This is a genomic window from Idiomarina sp. OXR-189 (assembly GCF_034373425.1).
Lineage (GTDB): Bacteria > Pseudomonadota > Gammaproteobacteria > Enterobacterales > Alteromonadaceae > Idiomarina > Idiomarina zobellii.
This window is the reverse complement of the sequence record NZ_CP139706.1, coordinates 2,167,108-2,186,639: the sequence shown is the minus strand read 5'-3', so window position 1 is coordinate 2,186,639 and position 19,532 is coordinate 2,167,108. Positions and strand designations below refer to the sequence as shown.

Annotated in this window: 16 protein-coding genes and 2 tRNA genes; 13 read left to right on the top strand and 5 right to left on the bottom strand. The window is 45.8% G+C overall.

Annotation, left to right across the window (positions count from 1 at the left end):
• Positions 1–12: 12 nt before the first annotated feature.
• Complete coding sequence (gene queA, locus UM402_RS10765; protein ID WP_058577036.1) at positions 13–1,068, top strand: tRNA preQ1(34) S-adenosylmethionine ribosyltransferase-isomerase QueA; 1,056 nt, start codon at positions 13–15, stop codon at positions 1,066–1,068.
• Between the two features lie 32 nt (positions 1,069–1,100).
• Complete coding sequence (tgt, locus tag UM402_RS10760; RefSeq protein ID WP_058577080.1) at positions 1,101–2,216, top strand: tRNA guanosine(34) transglycosylase Tgt; 1,116 nt, start codon at positions 1,101–1,103, stop codon at positions 2,214–2,216.
• Here the strand turns inward: tgt and UM402_RS10755 are convergent.
• Positions 2,192–3,508 (bottom strand): protein kinase domain-containing protein, encoded by a 1,317-nt coding sequence (locus UM402_RS10755; protein WP_058577035.1) that lies wholly within the window; start codon positions 3,506–3,508, stop codon positions 2,192–2,194. The genes tgt and UM402_RS10755 overlap by 25 nt on opposite strands.
• Positions 3,509–3,710: 202 nt before the next feature.
• Between UM402_RS10755 and UM402_RS10750 the strand changes: the two genes are divergently transcribed.
• The 7 genes from UM402_RS10750 (at position 3,711) to UM402_RS10720 (ending at position 10,923) form a co-directional block, all read left to right on the top strand.
• Complete coding sequence (locus UM402_RS10750) at positions 3,711–4,445, top strand: PilZ domain-containing protein (protein ID WP_058577034.1); 735 nt, start codon at positions 3,711–3,713, stop codon at positions 4,443–4,445.
• A gap of 80 nt (positions 4,446–4,525) precedes the next feature.
• On the top strand, positions 4,526–4,741 hold the full coding sequence (gene rpsU / locus UM402_RS10745; protein WP_006954239.1) for a 30S ribosomal protein S21: 216 nt from the start codon (positions 4,526–4,528) through the stop codon (positions 4,739–4,741).
• 114 nt (positions 4,742–4,855) lie between these two features.
• Entirely contained in the window at positions 4,856–6,619 is a 1,764-nt protein-coding gene (gene dnaG, locus UM402_RS10740; RefSeq protein WP_058577033.1) for a DNA primase, read from the top strand.
• A gap of 100 nt (positions 6,620–6,719) precedes the next feature.
• Positions 6,720–8,552 (top strand): RNA polymerase sigma factor RpoD, encoded by a 1,833-nt coding sequence (rpoD, locus tag UM402_RS10735; RefSeq protein ID WP_053953921.1) that lies wholly within the window; start codon positions 6,720–6,722, stop codon positions 8,550–8,552.
• A 25-nt stretch (positions 8,553–8,577) separates the two neighbouring features.
• Positions 8,578–9,366: an amidohydrolase family protein gene (locus tag UM402_RS10730; protein WP_058577032.1), complete on the top strand. Its 789-nt coding sequence runs from the start codon at positions 8,578–8,580 to the stop codon at positions 9,364–9,366.
• Between the two features lie 19 nt (positions 9,367–9,385).
• Positions 9,386–10,801, top strand: a complete 1,416-nt coding sequence (locus tag UM402_RS10725) for a HAMP domain-containing histidine kinase (protein WP_053953923.1) — start codon at positions 9,386–9,388, stop codon at positions 10,799–10,801.
• A gap of 46 nt (positions 10,802–10,847) precedes the next feature.
• Positions 10,848–10,923, top strand: a tRNA-Ile gene (locus tag UM402_RS10720).
• Between the two features lie 544 nt (positions 10,924–11,467).
• Here the strand turns inward: UM402_RS10720 and UM402_RS10715 are convergent.
• The gene (locus UM402_RS10715; RefSeq protein ID WP_322295312.1) at positions 11,468–12,004 is read right to left on the bottom strand and encodes a hypothetical protein; all 537 of its coding nucleotides are present in this window, start codon (positions 12,002–12,004) and stop codon (positions 11,468–11,470) included.
• Positions 12,005–12,275: 271 nt separating this feature from the next.
• On the opposite strand from UM402_RS10715, the gene istA reads away from it, so the two are divergent.
• Positions 12,276–13,769 carry an IS21 family transposase gene (gene istA, locus UM402_RS10710; protein ID WP_322295311.1) on the top strand — a complete coding sequence of 498 codons (1,494 nt, stop codon included), beginning with the start codon at positions 12,276–12,278 and terminating at the stop codon, positions 13,767–13,769.
• 22 nt (positions 13,770–13,791) lie between these two features.
• Complete coding sequence (gene istB, locus UM402_RS10705) at positions 13,792–14,514, top strand: IS21-like element helper ATPase IstB (RefSeq protein ID WP_416182886.1); 723 nt, start codon at positions 13,792–13,794, stop codon at positions 14,512–14,514.
• Between the two features lie 56 nt (positions 14,515–14,570).
• Here istB and UM402_RS10700 read toward each other — a convergent pair whose 3' ends face one another.
• The gene (locus UM402_RS10700; protein WP_322295309.1) at positions 14,571–15,185 is read right to left on the bottom strand and encodes a hypothetical protein; all 615 of its coding nucleotides are present in this window, start codon (positions 15,183–15,185) and stop codon (positions 14,571–14,573) included.
• 238 nt (positions 15,186–15,423) lie between these two features.
• Entirely contained in the window at positions 15,424–16,896 is a 1,473-nt protein-coding gene (locus tag UM402_RS10695) for a replication endonuclease (protein ID WP_058577028.1), read from the bottom strand.
• 386 nt (positions 16,897–17,282) lie between these two features.
• Here UM402_RS10695 and UM402_RS10690 point away from each other — a divergent pair.
• A protein-coding gene (locus UM402_RS10690; RefSeq protein WP_322295294.1) for an IS3-like element ISIba1 family transposase occupies positions 17,283–18,358 on the top strand; the annotation gives its coding sequence in 2 pieces (ribosomal slippage) (positions 17,283–17,532 and positions 17,532–18,358; 1,077 coding nt in all).
• 10 nt (positions 18,359–18,368) lie between these two features.
• On the opposite strand, the gene UM402_RS10685 is transcribed toward UM402_RS10690, so the two are convergent.
• Complete coding sequence (locus tag UM402_RS10685; protein WP_058576163.1) at positions 18,369–19,304, bottom strand: tyrosine-type recombinase/integrase; 936 nt, start codon at positions 19,302–19,304, stop codon at positions 18,369–18,371.
• Between the two features lie 132 nt (positions 19,305–19,436).
• Between UM402_RS10685 and UM402_RS10680 the strand changes: the two genes are divergently transcribed.
• Positions 19,437–19,510: transfer RNA gene (locus UM402_RS10680), tRNA-OTHER, on the top strand.
• The last annotated feature ends 22 nt before the right edge of the window (positions 19,511–19,532 follow it).

Below are 19,532 nucleotides of genomic sequence, written 5' to 3'. Positions count from 1 at the left end.
AAAAGCGCAGGTATGTCAGAAAATAACCCGTCTTCTTTAAAAGTCAGTGACTTCTCGTTCGAATTGCCTGACGAGCTTATCGCTCGTTATCCGCAGGAGCAGCGCAGTGCTAGTCGCCTGCTTCAGGTCAATGCCGAGTCAAAGTCGATAGAGCACAAACAGTTTACTGACATTGTTGATACCCTGAGCTCAGGTGACCTCCTGGTATTCAATGACACTCGCGTTATTCCTGCTCGCCTACTGGGTGAAAAAGTATCCGGCGGAAAAGTAGAAGTTTTGATAGAGCGCCTGCTGGATGAGCACCGGGTATTAGCTCATGTTCGCTCGAACCGCTCGCCTAAAGCGGGCGCAGAGTTGCTTTTGGAAGGTGCTGTAAAGGTCACTATGTTAGCGCGGCACGATGCGTTATTTGAGCTTAAATTTGAGCATGAAGAACCCGTATTGGACATTCTTGAAGAATATGGTCACATGCCGTTACCGCCATACATCGACCGTCCGGATGAAAGCTCCGACAAAGAACGTTATCAAACCGTTTATAACCGTGAGCCGGGAGCTGTCGCCGCGCCAACAGCGGGGTTGCATTTCGACGACGATATTCTGGAAAAGCTGAGAAACAAAGGTGTTAACTTTGCTTATGTAACGCTGCATGTTGGTGCGGGAACATTCCAGCCGGTGCGGGTGGAAAATATCAATGATCACGTCATGCATAGCGAGTACGCAAAGGTCAGTGAAGAAACCTGCAATGCTATAAAAGAGACGAAAGCCAATGGTGGCCGAGTTGTTGCAGTAGGCACGACCTCCATACGCTCGTTGGAGTCAGCGGCAAATGCTTCAAACAGTGACAATATCGAACCCTTTTTCGACGACACCGATATTTTTATTTATCCGGGGTACGAATTTAAAGTGGTCGATAGTTTAATAACGAATTTTCACTTACCGGAATCGACACTCATTATGCTGGTTTCAGCCTTTGCCGGACGTGATTTAATTATGGATGCTTATCAGCAAGCCATTGATGAAAAGTACCGATTCTTTAGCTACGGCGATGCAATGCTGTTGCAGCGATAAACAGACAATTTTTGAAGTGATACATTATGACAATGAAATTTGAACTTGATAAAACCAGTGGTCGTGCCCGCCGTGGACGCATGCAGTTTGAGCGTGGCACCGTAGAAACACCGGCTTTCATGCCCGTTGGGACACTGGGGACCGTTAAGGGAATGACCCCGGAAGAGGTTAAAGATACCGGGGCTCAGATTTGTCTGGGTAATACTTTCCACCTAATGCTTCGCCCGGGCACGCAAATTATTCAGCAGCATGGCGACCTGCATGACTTTATGAATTGGGATAAGCCCATTCTGACGGACTCGGGCGGCTTTCAGGTATTCAGTCTTGGCGAGCTGAGAAAAATTACCGAAGAAGGTGTGACCTTCCGTTCGCCAATTAACGGTGAGAAGATTTTACTGACGCCAGAAAAATCGATGCAGGTTCAGCGCGAGCTTGGGTCTGACATTGTCATGATTTTTGACGAGTGTACGCCATTTCCGGCCACTCAAGCAGAAGCTCGTAGCTCTATGGAGTTGTCTCTGCGCTGGGCTGAGCGTTCTAAAAAAGCACACGAAGGAAATAAGTCAGCGCTTTTTGGTATTATTCAGGGCGGTATGTACGAAGAGCTGCGCGACATTTCCTTGAAAGGCTTAACTGACATTGAGTTTGACGGCTACGCGATAGGCGGCTTGTCTGTAGGCGAGCCCAAAGAAGACATGATGCGCATTTTAGAGCACACGGCGCCCAAAATGCCGGAGCAAAAGCCACGCTACTTAATGGGTGTGGGCAAACCGGAAGACTTGGTTGAAGCCGTGCGTCGTGGTATCGATATGTTTGACTGTGTCATGCCAACCCGTAATGCGCGTAACGGTCACCTGTTTATCAGTTCCGGCGTGGTAAAAATACGTAACGCGGTGCACAGAACCGATACCGGCCCGTTGGATGAAAACTGTGACTGCTACACTTGTAAAAATTACTCTCGGGCGTACTTACATCACTTAGACAAAACCAATGAAATGTTGGGTGGGCGTTTAAACACTATCCATAACCTACGTTTTTATCAAAAGGTCATGAGTGATATGCGCGATGCGTTAGATAACGATACATTCGACAAGTTTGTCGAGGCGTTTTATCAGCAGCGCGGTCAGTCAGTTCCGCCGCTGGACTGAAACTTCTCAAGCATTTTCTGGGTAGGCAAGTAATGTTCAGCAGAGGAAAGCTCCTGTGCTGAACTCAGCGCTGCCCAGGCCTGTTCAACCCAGCGAGCTCTTAAATGCTCCTGTTTTTTGTTCACTCTAGCGAGTGCCAGATAAGCTCTGGCTTGGACGTGATACGCGGCATCTGGTCTGGAATATTTAGCTGGAGCGCCCATATTATTTAGAGCGTTCAATAGCCGGGTGGTGTACTCGGTATCCGAAAAAATGGGCTCAAGCCCGAGCAGGAACTCAATGCGTTCACGCTGATGCGTCAAATCATCACCATGCTCACTAATTGCATTGTCGAAATGTGATAGTGCTAGCTCGGCAGTCTCCTGGGCCTCACCCAAGTTGCCGTCTTCAATTAAGTGCTCAGTATAATGAGCAAATACTTGCCCGTGCGAATGTTGATGAACCGGGGCACTGTATATGCTTTCGTAAGTGTCGAGTTTATTGAAAGCGGTAAGAGCCAGCCCCCCTAGTATTAGGGTGGAGGCGGTCAATGCCGTTGCCCAGCCCAGGCGTCTTCGTTGCTTGTAAGATTTAGCTCGCCATTTAGCTAGCGTATTAGCCAGTTCCGACATGTCACTAAATGATTCATAAGAGTCGACGGCAAGTGCTTTCTTAATAATGTCCGCCAGCCCTGACGGCAATCGGCGCTTATCGGCTACAGGTTGCATTGAAAATACATCGGGGGTCATGCTGGCAAGAATAAGTAGCAGTAATTCACCAATCTGATAGATATCTTGTTGCTGAGACTCTCTCGAAACGTTTTCAGCGATACTTAAATCAACCAATACAGGCACATCGGACTGCTTCTGTTTCGACAAAATGATGTTATGTCCTTTCACGTCATTATGAGCGTACCCCGACTTGTGTAGTGCGCTTAAAGCATTGGCAAGTTGATAGGTAATTTCAACCGCATCGTTAACTGATAAGTGCTTATTGAGTTTATCGAGCCTAGTCCCTTCAACATACTCCATGACAAGGAATAAAGATGAAGAGGTGACTTCTGGCTCACCAATGTCATAAACGCGACATAATGAAGGGTGTGAAACCTGAGACAGTAAGCGAGCTTCGCGAACCAAACGGTTACGACTGACTAACGAGGGTGAGCGGGCGAACTTCACGGCAACGGTACGCTGAAGTCTCTCGTCGTAAGCTTTATAAACCAAGCCGCTACCGCCGTAACCGAGCAGGCCTTCGCATTGGTAACGTTCGGGTATCGGGTATGGGAATGTGTCTCTGGAATAACTAATAGCCAAGTTCGCATCCTTACTGTCTAGCTAATTCAGAGTCTAGCGAGCATAGTCGGTAAACAACAGGATCCAAGCTAACGAAAGCCTTCCTTATAAAAACTGACGTCAATTGACATCGACTGATAAATATCGAGTATTTACTTAAAAAGTAGCAGATATTCGCTATTATGAATGGTTAATAAAATAATAATAAAAAAGGACAGCACTAATGCAGAATGGCAAAGGTGTTTTGGCGAACAATCGGTTTCGGCAGCCTGCTCAAATTTCATTACAGTCAAACGGTGGCTACCAGACATTGAACATCACGCTGGTTGGCCAACAATACCCCGACTACTTGATTCTTGAATTGTCCCGCCAGTATCGTTGGCAGGATGTATTGCCCCAGTTAAAAGCGAATAAAACATTTGCGTTTACCACAGTGGCTGCATCGGGTGAGCAAGTAACAGGAACGGTCGATTTACTCAGCATGACACAGTTTCCGCAAAAGTTATTGTTTGTGAGTTATCCTCGAGAAGCGAACATTCAGCCTTTACGCACATCTCCTCGCATTCCGGTTAACTGTGGCGCAGAGCTTCAACTGCATCACGCACAGGGTAACGGTAATCCATTAAGCGGTACCGTTGTCGATGTATCGGGAAAAGGTATTGGTTTCCAATATCGAGGGACTCAACCGGTTTCTCTGGAGGGCGAAGACGGGTTACAAGCCAGCGTAACAGTGACTGAACCGGGTAACGATTTGTCACTTGGGCTTTTCCATGTAAAAAGTTTGGATATTGTTGGACCTGGGGCATGGCAGTTTGGATTAGCGTTTAAAAATAGGCCTGACGAGTTCCAGAATTTGCTGGGAAAACTGCTGATGGCATCGTCGGAAGTTAAGGCATTATTGAGCGACAACGATATTGGTTTTGAAACATCGGATAACACTTTACAAGCCGAATCTTAGTCGGTACAATTCAGCACCAATTTAAGCCAGTAGCGGCTAATTTTTAATCAAATAGATAATTTATCCGAGGTGATGTTTTAATGCCAGTCGTAAAAGTGAAAGAAAACGAGCCGTTTGACGTAGCTTTGCGTCGTTTCAAGCGCTCTTGTGAAAAAGCAGGTGTTCTGTCAGAAGTTCGTCGTCGTGAACACTACGAAAAGCCTACTGCAGAGCGCAAGCGCAAGAAAGCCGCGGCCGTAAAACGTCACGCTAAAAAGCTGGCTCGTGAAAACGCTCGTCGTACTCGTTTATACTAAGAGCGTTTAACGACAATTTGAGTGTTCACTTTTTCGTAAAGTGCTGGAAGCCGTGACTTATTGTCGCGGCTTTCGTGTTTCTGTTGATTCTTTAACCTTGAAACTGAGACGGCAATGGCAGGCTTGATCCCTAAAAGCTTTATTCATGATTTACTCGAAAGAGCAGACATTGTTGAAGTCGTTGACAGTCGCGTGCCGCTAAAAAAAGCCGGCAAGAACCATCAGGCATGTTGTCCTTTCCATAACGAAAAATCGCCTTCCTTTACAGTCAGCCAAGACAAGCAGTTTTATCACTGCTTTGGGTGCGGCGCCCATGGTAACGCTATCGACTTTCTAATGGAGTTCGATGGTCTGCAGTTTCCGGACGCGGTCGAAGAATTGGCAGGTTTGTTTGGGGTGCAGGTACCCAGAGAAGAACCGGAAAACCCGCAAGCGGCGCAGAAGAAGCAACAGCAAACTCAGGATGATGTCGCGATAATGAATCAAGCGGCACGGTTTTATCAGCATCAGCTGAAACATCATGCGAGTTCGGAGCAAGTTATTGGCTACCTGAAAAAGCGTGGTCTGAGTGGCGAAACGGTTAAGCGCTTTCAAATAGGCTATGCTCCGGACGACTGGGACAGCTTGCTAAAAACCTTCGGGCAAGGTGCTAAACAGCGTCAACAGTTGCTCGAACTGAAGCTCATTAACCGTAACGATAAAGGTCGTCATTATGACTTTTTCCGTGACCGGGTTATGTTTCCCATCCACGATCGGCGCGGGCGGGTTGTCGGCTTTGGTGGACGAATCATTGAAGGTGACGGACCAAAGTATTTGAACTCACCGGAAACGCGTTTGTTTCATAAAGGTAGTGAGCTCTACGGTTACTGGCATATGCAACAAGCTGTGCGCCGACCAGATCAAGTGGTGGTTGTTGAAGGTTATATGGATGTCGTTGCGTTGTCTCAGGCTGGTATTGACTATGCTGTTGCATCGCTGGGTACGGCAACGACAACTGAACAGCTACAGCGTCTATTCAGAACGTCACCGCGTGTTGTCTGTTGTTATGACGGAGACCGCGCGGGTCGAGATGCCGCCTGGCGAGCGCTGGAAAATGCGCTACCTTTATTAAAAGATGGTCTTGATATGGCCTTTTTATTTCTGCCAGAAGGTGAAGACCCGGACTCCGTTGTCAGGGATAAAGGCAAAGAAGCGTTTGAACAGGCATTAACTCAAGCGAAGCCTTTCACTGAATATTTTTTTGAACACTTGCAGGAAGGTATCGACGTTAGTACTGATGCCGGCCGCTCACAGCTACTCAGTACAGCGAAGCCACTGATTGAGAAAATAGCCAGTGGGTACTATCAAAGTGCTCTTTTAGAAAAGCTTACTCGCCAATTTGGGTTTCTTCCTGAGCAAGTAGAAAAAAGCTACTTTTCTAGATCGAGTGGAAATGGAAACAAATATCAGTCTCAGGAAAAAAGTCGCCTTGGTGTTGTAGAGAGAGCAACGGCTATTTTAATCCAAAAACCAAGCCTAGCCTTAGATTATTACGTTAGCTCTGAAATTAACAACTTGAAGTTAAAGGATATAAAAATATTTACTGCTGTATATCGACAATGCTCTAAAAGAGAATTAAATACAGCACAAGTTTTAGAAGGGTGGAGAGAAAGCTCTCGATTTGAACTGATAAAAGAGCTATCTACGAGGGAGCTTCATTTAGAGGATGAGCATTTTTCGAAAGAGTTTGAAGGCATTTTGCTATATTTAACGGACATGTGTATTGAGCAAAAGGCGAACTCAATTTTAGAAGAAATTAATAAAGGGAATGCATCTAAAGAACTACTTGAAGAGTATCAGTCTTTACTTGCACTTAAGAAAAAACAGCAGCCGAAGTGACTTGATAGGACAGCCTTTTCTAGCTTAAAAGGCTGAATTCTGTTATACTGTCTGGTCATTTTGGGTATTCTACATTCACAGTCATGGGTGGAACGTCTGTATGCAGCAGAGTCGGCAATCGCAACTGAAAGTACTTATTGCGAAAGGCAAAGAGCAAGGTTTTTTAACTTTTGCTGAGGTTAATGACCATTTACCTCAAGAAATTGTAGATTCCGATCAGGTTGAAGATATTATTCGCATGATCAACGACATGGGCATCCGTGTCTTTGAGAGTGCGCCGGACGCCGATGACTTGATGATGGCCGAGAGCGCAGCAGACGAAGACGCTGCGGAAGAAGCTGCTCAAGCCCTAGCGTCGGTCGACAGCGAAATAGGCCGAACAACTGACCCAGTGCGTATGTATATGCGTGAAATGGGTACTGTTGAACTGCTGACTCGTGAAGGCGAAATTGATATTGCTAAGCGCATTGAAGAAGGTATTAACCAAGTTCAGTGCTCTGTGGCGGAATACCCTGAAGCCATTAATTTCCTATTGGATCAGTGGGACTCATACGAAGCGGAAGAGTTACGCTTAACCGATATTATCTCTGGTTTTATCGACCCGGAAGAGGTCGATGAAGCACCTGTTGCTGCTACTCACGTTGGTTCTGAACTACCAGAAGAAGAGCTGGAAGACGAAGACGACGATGCAGACGATGACGAAGAAGAAGAGTCAGATACTGGTATCGACCCTGAATTCGCTCGTGCTAAATTCACCGAGCTGCGTGAACAATACGAAGCGACTCGCCAGGCAATTGCCAAGCATGGTCGAGATGGAGCCGATGCCCGCGTTGAAATTGATAAACTAAGCGATCTGTTTAAACAGTTCCGTCTGGTACCAAAGCAGTTTGACCGTCTAGTTAAAGACATGCGTTCAATGATGCAGCGTGTGCGCGTGCAAGAACGTATTATTATGAAATTAAGCGTTGAACAAGGCGGTATGTCTAAGCGCGATTTCATGAAGGCTTTCGCAAGTAATGAAAACAGCATGGCGTGGGTTGATGCGCAAATTAACTCAGGCGAGAGCTACGCAAGTACAATGAAAGAAACACGCGACGAAATTGAGCGTTGCGTGAATAAGTTGGTCGACGTTGAGAAAGAGACCGGCTTAACCATCGGTAAAGTTAAAGAAATTAACCGCCGTATGTCTATTGGTGAGGCGAAAGCCCGCCGTGCGAAAAAAGAGATGGTGGAAGCCAACCTGCGTTTGGTTATTTCAATTGCGAAGAAATACACCAACCGAGGCCTGCAATTCCTGGACTTAATTCAGGAAGGTAACATCGGCTTGATGAAAGCGGTGGATAAGTTCGAATATCGCCGTGGTTACAAGTTCTCTACCTATGCTACGTGGTGGATCCGCCAGGCAATTACTCGTTCAATTGCGGACCAGGCTCGTACGATTCGTATCCCGGTTCACATGATTGAAACCATCAATAAATTGAACCGTATTTCGCGTCAAATGTTGCAGGAAATGGGCCGAGAGCCGCAGCCGGAAGAACTGGCTGAGCGCATGATGATGCCGGAAGACAAAATTCGCAAAGTTCTCAAAATTGCGAAAGAGCCGATTTCAATGGAAACCCCTATTGGCGATGACGAAGATTCGCACTTGGGTGACTTCATAGAAGACAATACGCTGGATCTGCCTATCGACTCGGCGACCTCTGAAAGCTTGCGTAACTCAGTGCGCGAAGTGCTCGGCGGCCTTACCGCTCGAGAAGCGAAAGTCTTGCGTATGCGTTTTGGTATTGATATGAATACTGACCATACTTTGGAAGAAGTTGGTAAACAGTTTGATGTAACTCGTGAACGAATTCGTCAAATTGAAGCCAAAGCATTAAGAAAGCTTCGTCATCCAAGCCGCTCTGAGCAGCTGAAATCGTTCTTGGATGAGTAAGATATTCTCTGACACAGGAGGCAGCATGGGTAATAACCGTGACAATTGGCCGAAACGTATTATTGACTCGCATTTGCATATTTACGATGACGAGTTTCCGCTAATTGAAAACCAAGGTCATATCCCTGAGCCTTTTTATATTGATGATTATCGGAATTTAACACGTGGCCTGCCTATTGAAGGCGGTGTTATTGTGTCGGGTTCATTCCAGGGCTTTGAGCAGCGTTATTTGAAAGCCGCACTGGAAAATTTGGGTGACAACTTTGTAGGCGTGACCCAACTACCAGGCTCTGTGAGTGATGAAAAGATTCAGCAACTGAACGAACACCGCATTCGTGGCGTTCGTGTGAACCTGAAGCGCGGTGTTCACCGCGACATTGAAGGTATTGTTGAATTTGGTAAGCGTATTTGGGATTTAGCGGGTTGGCATTTGGAAATTTACGTCGACAGCCGCGAGCTTGACGACATGGTGCCTACGCTGCTGAAGTTACCAAAACTTAGCGTTGACCACTTAGGTATGGCTAAGTCGGGCTTGTCGCAAGTGCGTCGTTTAGCCGAAGGTGGCGTAAAAATTAAAGCCAGTGGTTTTGGTCGCACAGAAGTCAATGTGGCTGATGCTGTTAAAGCGCTATATAAAACTAACCCAGATGCTTTAATGTTTGGCACCGACTTACCAGGTACCCGCAGTAACCGTTCGTTTGAGCCTTCGGACATTACAACCATTGTGAATGCGTTGGAAAGTGCCGACGGTGGTGCAGATGCTGTTGATAAAGTGTTTTATCAAAATGCACGCGACTTCTACCAACTTCCTTAATAAGAGCGAGTGACGCAACGTGCAGTCACTCGCAAGCCACACCCGTACTAATCGCTGGTTCGCTATCGCTATTATTGCGATAGCGATAGGTGGTCTGCTGCTGACTTATTGGCAGTCATCCGGTCAATTAATCAGTCGAACGACAAGTAGCCTTGAGCAAACCTGCGCGGCTGTTCAGCGAACTGTTAGTAACCTCTATCCCTCTTCTGAAAGTAAGCAGCAAGCGGTTAGTAACCCCGAGCTTTTGTATCAGGCTATTAGCGAGTCTATTCGCAATAAGGAACACACGCTTGGCGGCTTTTGGCACATTGAAAATGGATTCATGGGCTACGCGGTAGCCTCTTCACGTGGTAACTCGCAAGACAGCCAGTTAGCCGGAGCTGTCCAACTGGCTATAAGCTCCGCAGCCCGAAAGGCAATTGCTGATAATAAAGCTGCTGCAAATGTCACTGAGCAGCTGCCTATACGTGTCGTGGTGGCATGTCCGGAAAAACAGCACGCTGGGCTTGCCATATGGCTTAGTCATCCCATACAGCCGGTACAGAATTATTTTAGTGTCACTGCAAGCGTGCTATTTGTGTTGCTGGCATTAATTGGTGTTGCCATTATTGTGCGAGAGTCAGCGTTTAATCGGCGTTGGCACAAAGAGCGTGATCGCATTGTGAATGACGCTGAAGATACTAGTAAAGCCGTTTCTGTGACCTCTGAAATAGGTGAAATACAGCCTTTCCTTCTTTTGTTGTATCAAGCACGCCAGCAAGTACAGGCTGCTGAGCGAGAACTCGAGAAAGAAGCTGACAAGCTTCGCCTTGCCTCTGAAAAAACCTTAGCCGGTCGCATGGCACGTTCAATGGCGGCATTAGCTTTGAGTAATTTGGAAAATATCGAGAAACGGTTAAGGGACAGTGATAGCGCTGAATTGAAATCTAAAGTACAAGAGCTTGTGAGCTTGTTTGAAGCCTTCTCACAGCTGTCGCCAGATATGCAGGGGCTTGATAAAAGCGACCTCGAGTTAGAGGCCTGGCTGCAGGATATTGCGGATTATCATGAAAGCTTTTCAGGTGAGAAGAACATTACCGTAACTTCTATTGTCGACGATAATATTCGTGTCACGATAAGCCCATTAGTGTTTCGTTTTGTTTTTGACTTCCTGCTTCGGCATGTCGTGAGGTTTATACCGGTTAACTCCGAAGTGCTGATACAGGCAAATATCGAAGGCAACTTTGTGAATGTGTCCGTGTGCGACGAAAGTAACGGCGTAGCCAAGAAAAACTTAGGTGCTATGTTCGAAACCGATGACGTAAACCCGGACGCTTACGGCGTTGGCTTAAAAGTGATCAAAGACGCAATAAAAAGTCAGGGCGGCGACATAAATTACGAAAAACTTGAAAAAACATCGCGATTTAACGTGCTGATACCCATGACAAAAGGGTAAAAAGTTCGTATAATCTGCGCCGCTTTCAAGCATTCCAACCAGAAATGGCCCCTTAGCTCAGTGGTTAGAGCACCCGACTCATAATCGGTTGGTCCGCAGTTCAAATCTGCGAGGGGCCACCACTTTTAAAGGCTTATAGCCGAAGTTTTCACTAACTTGAATCCTTTCTTCTTTTTCATGTAGCAAATATGTAGCAACTTACTTAGTGTTATCACGTTCATGCTAGTTAAGCGTGATTGGTCGTCCGTCGGTGCACCAAAGGTAAAATCGGCGGTAAACTAAAATAGTCTTTGAGAAGTTATCAGGCAGGTCCTGAATAGTGATGCTTTGGCTCTGTTAAGATTCAGCTAGGTCTTTGAGGCCAAGGTAAGAGAGGAAGAGCTTAGAAGGTAAACTTTCAATAAAAACTGTAGATGGCTCTTTGAGCGAGCCACCTTAAGAAATTTCATAAAAACTCATATATTAAGAAAAATCGTTACTTAAGCTTTAACTCATACCCGCAATTTTGGAAGGCGGTGTCTATAATTTTGCTTGAGGTTCTACGATGTGACCCTCTGTCTTCCGAAACTGCCGGTCTTTCCTCTTTGCGTTGAAAGCCAAAATGACTAGGCAAATGGTTTTTTTTCCAAGCCTGACTTAGCATTTGTGTTTGAAAAGATGTCTTTCTCATACTTTCTCCTTACGCAAGAAGTTGTCAAAATAATGATTATTCAGCTCCTTGTCAAAGTAATGTTTCCTCTTTATCCATACGAATCCATCACCTTTAGAGATTATAGCAACATCTATCGGCCCTCCCACGGACTCACTTTGGCTAGTGACCTTTCGTTTAAAAGCTGTCATATTTACTAGAGACTCTGCCATATAAGCTAGCTCGTCCTTTGGAAGGAATTCAACCATATTGACAACCTGTTGGGTAAAGTTCATTTCTATAAACTGCCTGAACTCCCCAACTTCTGTAGCAAGTGTATTTGTTACTAAGCCTTCGATGTTTTTCTCTAATTCCTGTCGGTCAGCTTCAGACAGGCCAGTCATTTCTAGTCCGGACTTAACATGCTCAAGCGTTTGACCAACAATCCTTACAACAGTTTCGTCTACTTTTTCTTTTAACCGAGGACTGATTCCTTGTACAAAAGTATTTACTTCCTCATCTTGAGCATAGGCCATTAAATCACTTTTTCCAGCCGGAGCACTTTTATGTTTCAAAGGACAGTATCTTAACTTGTTTTTCCAAAACCCTTTCAAGTTAAAAGCCAAAACAGAAGGAAAACATTCTTTATCACCATACCCCGCAAATACAACGCCTGAATTAGGACCTAGGTCATTATTCTTTACAGTAGCTAATGCAACAATCTCTCTAAAGTTGTCTTTGAGCTCTTCGACTATTGAGCGACAATTACGGTGGCCGGTCTAGCGGCAATTATCTTGGCCGGTTGATCTGATAAGGTTCGGCACAGCAGAACGGAGGGAGTTCACTGTGCCGGGAACACGAATCACGGATCAACAGGTCATGATCTATATGAAACACAGAACACGAAATAGCCAAGTTGTCGCTGCTGCTAAGGCAGGCATTTCAGAGCGATCAGCCCGGCGCCTTGATAAAGCCAATCAACAAACGAACGACGGTAAGCGCCAGTGGCGCACCCGCAAAGATCCGCTTGAAGCGGTATGGGATAGCGTTGTTGTTCCCATACTCAAGCAGGATAATGACATTACGCCGGTGGGCGTTTTTGATCACCTTTGCGAATATCACACTGATAAATTCAGTCCCGGCTCGCGTCGTACACTTGAGCGCCGCATCCGTAAATGGCGGTCGTTACACGGGCCTGCTAAAGACGTTGTGTTTATACAAACGCATGAATATGGTGCGCTCGGTATTACCGACTTTACTCATGTGAAATCGCCGGTCACCATTGCCGGTGAGCCATTAAAGCACATGCTGTTTCATTACCGGATGCCGGCCAGCGGCTGGGCGTTCGTGCAGGTCATCTACGGTGGTGAAAGCTTTGCGGCTTTCTCTGATGGATTACAAAATGCGCTACATGCTGCCGGTGGTGTGCCTCGGGAAGTCCGTACCGACAGCCTGAGTGCCGCTTATAAGAATCACTCATCGGCTGATGACTTAACCGAGCGCTTCAACGACCTTGTGAAGCATTACGGTTTTAAAGCAACACGCAATAATCCGGGTGTTGCGCATGAGAACGGTGCTATCGAAAGTCCGCACGGACACACCAAGTCCCAAGTCGAGCAAGCACTAAAAATCCGCGGCAGTTATGACTTCGACAGCCGTGATGCGTATGAAGCCTTTGTCGCCAGTGTGGTAGCACGGCGTAATCGCCGCGTCAGCGACAAATACCAACTCGAGCAGCGGCAATTACAGCCGCTGCCCACGGCAATGAGCGTCAATTACACCGAGCATTATGTCACGGTGTCGCGGACAAGCACGATTTGCCTCAAGCGCGTCACCTACACGGTGCCATCACGGCTTATTGACAGCCGATTGCTGGTACGGCTTTATGATGACCGGTTAGCGCTATTTTACGGCACCGACTTCGTGATGGAGCTTGAGCGAGTCTATGCCGACAAAGGTGGTCGCGCCCGCAGCGTCAATTACCGGCATGTTATTGATGCACTGGCTAAGAAACCGCGTGCGTTCCGCCACTCACAGTTGCGCGATGACCTATTACCGGACGACAATTACAAGACCATCTGGGAGTATGTCGACGACACGCTAACGGCCGATAAAGCCAGCTATTACATGGTAAAACTGCTTCATTTAGCCAAACAAAGCGGCTGTGAGCGTCAATTAGGCCGATTTATTGCTGCGTCAATTACCCAGCGACAATTACCGGCCATCCGGGAATGCGAAGAGCGCTTTTTAGTTATCGAGCCGAAAGCACCATCACTTACCATCAAGCAACACAGTCTAAGCTCGTATGCCAGTATGATACCGGGAGGTCTGCATGGATAACACAACGGCCTCATTATCACTCATGCTCAAGCGGCTTAAGCTGGCCACCATGGTTAAGGAGTGGGATGCGCTGGGCAATAAAGCCGTTAAAGAGCAGTGGAGCCCCCAGCAATACTTATCGGAGCTCTGCCATATCGAGCTGGCAAACCGTGAAGACAAACGCTTACAGCGGCTGCTAAAAGACGCAAAGTTACCGGCTGGAAAAAACCTTGGCAACTTCGACTTTAATCTGGTCGACGGTATCTCGAAACACCAGATCATCGATCTGGTTAACCAACCCGGGTGGTTGAAACTGGGCTCTAACGTCTTACTGTTCGGAGCCAGCGGACTGGGTAAAACCCATATCGCCAGTGGCATCGGTTACGGGCTTATCGAGCAGGGCTATAAGGTTAAGTTCATCGCGGCGTCAGCCATCGTGCAACAGCTACAACAAGCGAAACAGCACCTTCGGTTGCAGGATGAGTTACTGAAACTGGATAAGTACAACCTGCTTATCGTGGACGACGTAGGTTACGTTCGCAAAACCGAGCAGGAAACCAGTGTGCTGTTCGAGCTAATCGCACATCGATACGAAAGACACAGCATGATCATCACATCAAATAAGTCGTTCGAGCAATGGGATGAACTGTTCGATGACTCAACGATGACCATCGCCGCCATCGATCGGCTGGTGCATCATGCGACAATCCTTCATTGTGAAGGTGAAAGTTACCGTCGCAAAATGGCAATGAGCAACGGTAGTTAAAAATCGGTATCAACCGGCCAGGATAATTGCCGGAAAACCGGCCAAGGTAATTGACGCTACATATCTTCGACCTTTTCTTCAGGGACGGCTTTGTGCAAATCCTCTGAGTTACTATCTACAAAGTCTTTGCATTCTTCTTGAACTTCGCGAAAGTCGTCTTGGGTAAAACCCTCTAGATATTGCTCCTCTTCCAATTTTGACCTGATTTTTGAGCAAATATCTACTATTATTTCGTAAGTCTCGTCTTTAGTCGGTTGTATTCCAGTTTCGTCGATTTTTGTATTACCTACGCTTATTGTTAAGCGCCATAAAGTTTCGATTACAGCGTGCCAATGTTCTCTTATAAATGAATCTCTCAAATCTTGAGTAACAAGATGTTCATCATCTTGGACGAAAGATAGAAAATCCTCGGTATAAAGTTCTAAATTTTCAAAACATTCTGAACCAAGCTTTTTTCTATATTGCTTTATAACTACTTCCCACGGCATACGACATAAAGTGCCAGCGCCATATACCATGATGCCAACTGGGTGATATTTAGTTAAAGCAAATAGCTTTTCTGCTCCATTATATACTTTACTTTGACTACCATTACCGTCAGAGATAGTGACTGCTGAGTCAGCTGCTAGAGCAACTGCCGATTTGTTAATTACTGCTATCTCTGCTGTCATATCAAACCCTTAAATTTATGTTTAAATTTATCCTATCGCATTCGTACAGTTATTCCCAGTACTCCAAGTGGAGCCGATTAATCGGCTCCTAAAGACACAGGCCTCCATGTGTGAAAGCGGGTTTTCAAGCGTTCGTTACCCGCTTTTAAGCCAGTTAACTTTCTACTGATGTTGCAGTCGTACTTTGTAGATTTAATCTCTCCCGTTTCTTCGTCCACCTGAATTTCATAATCTAGTTTCAGTTTCTGGTCTTTGCGCTTTGCGAATAGCCCGCCCATGGCCCAATATAGCCGCACCAATCGCCTTTGTCTGCGGCTAGTCTTGGAGCCTCAAAAGGTGAGTCTTCAGGTTGCTCGTGCCTTACTCGGCGTAATTCCCTATAAGGTGAGACAGGAGGACCGCCTTGTTGTTGAAATTGACGAATTGACCAACAAGAAGCCCATGCTTCTACGTGCATTACGGTAACGTCTACTGACTCGCCATAAGTACCTGTTTCAAGATGTGCGCCATCTATGTTTTTAGCAACGTATTTGGCGATATAACCCGATGCACTGCCCTTAGACTTGTCGATGCGCGTAATATCGCAACGGTTTTCTTGTGCCCCGGACTCGTTTCCGTCTTCAAGTAAGGCGTAATGCCGGAATATACGTGAGAAGTCTTCAACCTGGCTACGCGGTAAAAAGACCAGTAAATGCCAATGTGGAGTTCCATCGTGCTGAGGCTCTACAACTCTCATTCCGTATATCATAATGCCGTTACGGTTCAGTTTAGCGCGAATGCGAGCCCACACGTTTGTTAAATAGTTCTGAGCTTGCTTTGGAGTTGAACCCATCCATTTAGGGTTAGCCATACCCGATTTCGCGTAGTTGTTGTGATACTTCGAGGGACAGGTGAGTGTTAGAAATAAAGCCTCGTGATTCTGCTTATCAGCATGATTCTCAAAACCGCGAATACGAGTCATCATTTCATGTCGTCTATTTACGGGGTTAGCAACGGTTGGTTGCGAAAGATCGAACAGAGATACTCGCTCTCCGTTTTCGTTCTCACGGAAATTGTTCTTTAAAAACTCTTTTTCCATGGCTTTTTCAGTCTGTCGTGCTCTAGCTGTTAAAGTGCTGCAATAAATGTCACGGTTTTTCGACACTATATTCAAATTTATAGCCGTAAACTCTCGGGCTTGTTTCAAGCTTGTCTTTATACGGCGCATCCACCAACTTGCGTCAGTCATCCTCTTTATACAGCCTTCAATGGTAACGTTTGAATTAGGTTTTGGTGGCTCGAGGTTAAGGCTTCTCGTATAAGAAGCCATTCCTGTATACAGCTTTTCGATATTTTGTCGTTTCTCCGTATATGAGATTTTCTTGTTAGATTTTCCCGTATAGGTATAAGGGGGCTTTCTCATCATTCGTAAACAGTTTTCAGACTGTTGATTTGCCCATAAACGTATATCGGACTGATCAGCGTTCAGGTTCTTCACGAAAGTCGGTACATCTGAGAAGATTTTGTCGCTCAAGTCTCGTATAAATATATTACTTTCGCGAATGGTAGGGTGTTTGAAGTAGGCTTTACGCAATCTCGAACTAAACTCTTGAGGAAGTTTGTATAAGTAATAAGCAAAATATTCGAGACTACCAATATCAAACTTTTCAATGTCGTCTGCCAATTCAGGGTACAGCAATGAGTAATGTTTCTTCTGAGCGTCATTTAGCATGGTGAAACTCCCTCGGTAGCGGATACGAGTAAAAAATTGATTCCGTGTATCTTTCTAGCCTCGGTTTCAATTAGCCCTCTTCCCTTGAGAAAAACTAACGCTTCTTGATCACAGCTTGGCAAGTCATCTAACACTATGACTGAACCCATATGAGGAACTAAGTCAATGCAGATATGGAGCGGCTTTCCGTTCCGTAAATAGGTCAGCAGTGACTTTTGGTCATCGGATAACTTAGTCATGACGAACCTCTAATTCGGTTAAATGGGAAGCACGACAAAAGCTGTTAAGCCAAGCGTCTAGGTCTTCTCTGAGTGACCTCTCCCCCAAAAATAGGACCATGACATCGATGAGATTTCCATTAAAATGGGTCAAGTGGAGATCTCGATATGAAAAAACGTTACAGCGAAGAACAAATTATAAAGGCCATCAAAGAGCATGAGGCCGGTGCCAAAGTCGACGAAATTTGTCGTCGAATGGGAATTTCCAGCGGCACGTTTTATAACTGGCGTAGTAAATATGCCGGAATGGAAGTGAATGAGGCCAAGCGTCTAAAAGAGCTTGAGTCTGAGAATAACAAGCTTAAAAAGCTGTTGGCGGAGAAGATGCTTGAGACAGAAGCCTTAAAGGATGTCGTCTCAAAAAAGTGGTGAAGCCCGCCAGCAAGAAGCGTGTCGTAGAGCATTTAATCTCTGCGTATAAGCTAAGCGAGCGCCTTGCGTGCAAACTGGTCGGGCTGAGTCGAACAGCTTACCGATATAAGCCAAAGCAGCGAGATGACGAACGGGTAACGACTCGCCTAAAGGAGCTTGCCGTGGAATATCCACGGTATGGCTATTTACTGCTGCATGGGTTGCTTAAGCGCGAGGGGCTTGTAAAGAATAAGAAGCGAACCTATCGCCTTTATACCGAACAAGGGCTTCAGGTTCGGACCAAGAAACGTAAAAAGCTGACACGACCGCGTGTCGTCATGGACGCACCGCAGCGTGTTAATGAGCGATGGTCGATGGATTTTGTGTCTGATCAGCTGGCAAGTGGCCGACGTTTCAGAGTCTTGAATGTTGTCGATGACTTTAGCCGGGAAATGGTTGGGCAACTGGTCTCAGTATCGATTTCGGGACAGCAAGTATCGCGCTTTTTGTCTCAGCTTATCGACGAGCGCAGCAAGCCAGAGCATATTGTCTGCGATAATGGCACCGAATTTACCAGTAAAGCCATGTTTTTCTGGAGCAAAAGCAACGATGTAAGGTTGAGCTTTATTCAGCCAGGAAAACCAACACAGAACGCTTTTGTTGAGAGTTTGAATGGCAAGTTTAGGAATGAATGTCTTGACCAGAACTGGTTTAGAACGCTCGACGAAGCGAGATATGAAATAGAACAGTGGCAGCGTCATTACAATTACGAACGCCCGCATAGCTCGTTAAATTATTTACCGCCTGTGGAGTTTGCAAAACAGGTAGCTTAAAACTGAAATTTCATCGATAAGATGGTGTTAGTTCAGGGGAAAGGTCAGATTTAGCGTTACCGGCTTTTACTGCGAGCGTTTTACTCTGAAAGTCTATATCGGACCATTTTAGTTGAAAGATTTCACCGCGCCGCATACCGGTGTTCATAGCAAGTAAAACTATCGGTTCTAAGTGGTCAGCAAACATTTGGCCTCGTAAACACTCGGTTTCCTCATAGCCGCGAATTCTTTTATGCTCGTTTGCGCTGTCTCTGGCGGCTTTGATTTGCTCATCACGTTCACGAAGTTTTTCTAACAGGCTAGCTTCTTCATCTTTGGTCAGGTAACGCAATCGCGTGTTGTCGGTCTTTAGCGTTTTAACTTTATTAAGGTCGTGGGAGCTAATCAGATTCCATTCGACTGCGCGGCTCATAGCTCCTTTTAACGAGTTTACGTAGTGATTAACGGTAGCTTTGGTCACGTTGGACTTAATCTTTTTGTTTCGCCATTGCTCTACTTTATGAGCTTTGATTTCTGACAGGGGAAGCTTCAGAAAGTCAGGGAAGCCAGATTTTATGGTTTTTATGATGCGCTTCGCTGTTTTGGCATTCTTTGCATTAAGCCAAGGTTCATAGTGTTCGTTTAGGTATTTTTCGAGTTGGTTCGCCCGTTCGCGTTCGGCTTCAACTTTCTGCTTTTTTTTCTCTTCCTGAATGTCTGTACCCTTGGTCACTTCACCCGCTTTTATTCGAGCCAGTTCTCTGGCTTCAGCAGGTGTGATTTTTCCATGAGTACCAAGCCGATAATTTACCTGCTTTCCGTCCTTGCGATAGTAAAGGTAGTAAGAGACACTTCCTTTGTTTGTTATACGAACGTGAAAGCCACTTATCTCTGTATCGTTAAGACGCTGATCAGCAGGTGTCAGTTTTTTGATTGAGGCGTTCGTGATCTTAGCTCGTATAGCCATTGAAATTTCCCATGTAGCAAATATGTAGCAAAACGATTGTGCTACATGGGATCGCGGTGAACAAGAGCAAACAATGAGGCTCTATTTAAGATATTGAAATTAAAAAGCATTTTGTTTTTATTTGTTCTTCGTTGTTCACTGGGATATAACGCTAAAACTCTCTCATAATCGGTTGGTCCGCAGTTCAAATCTGCGAGGGGCCACCACTTCCAAAATGCCATTAAACTG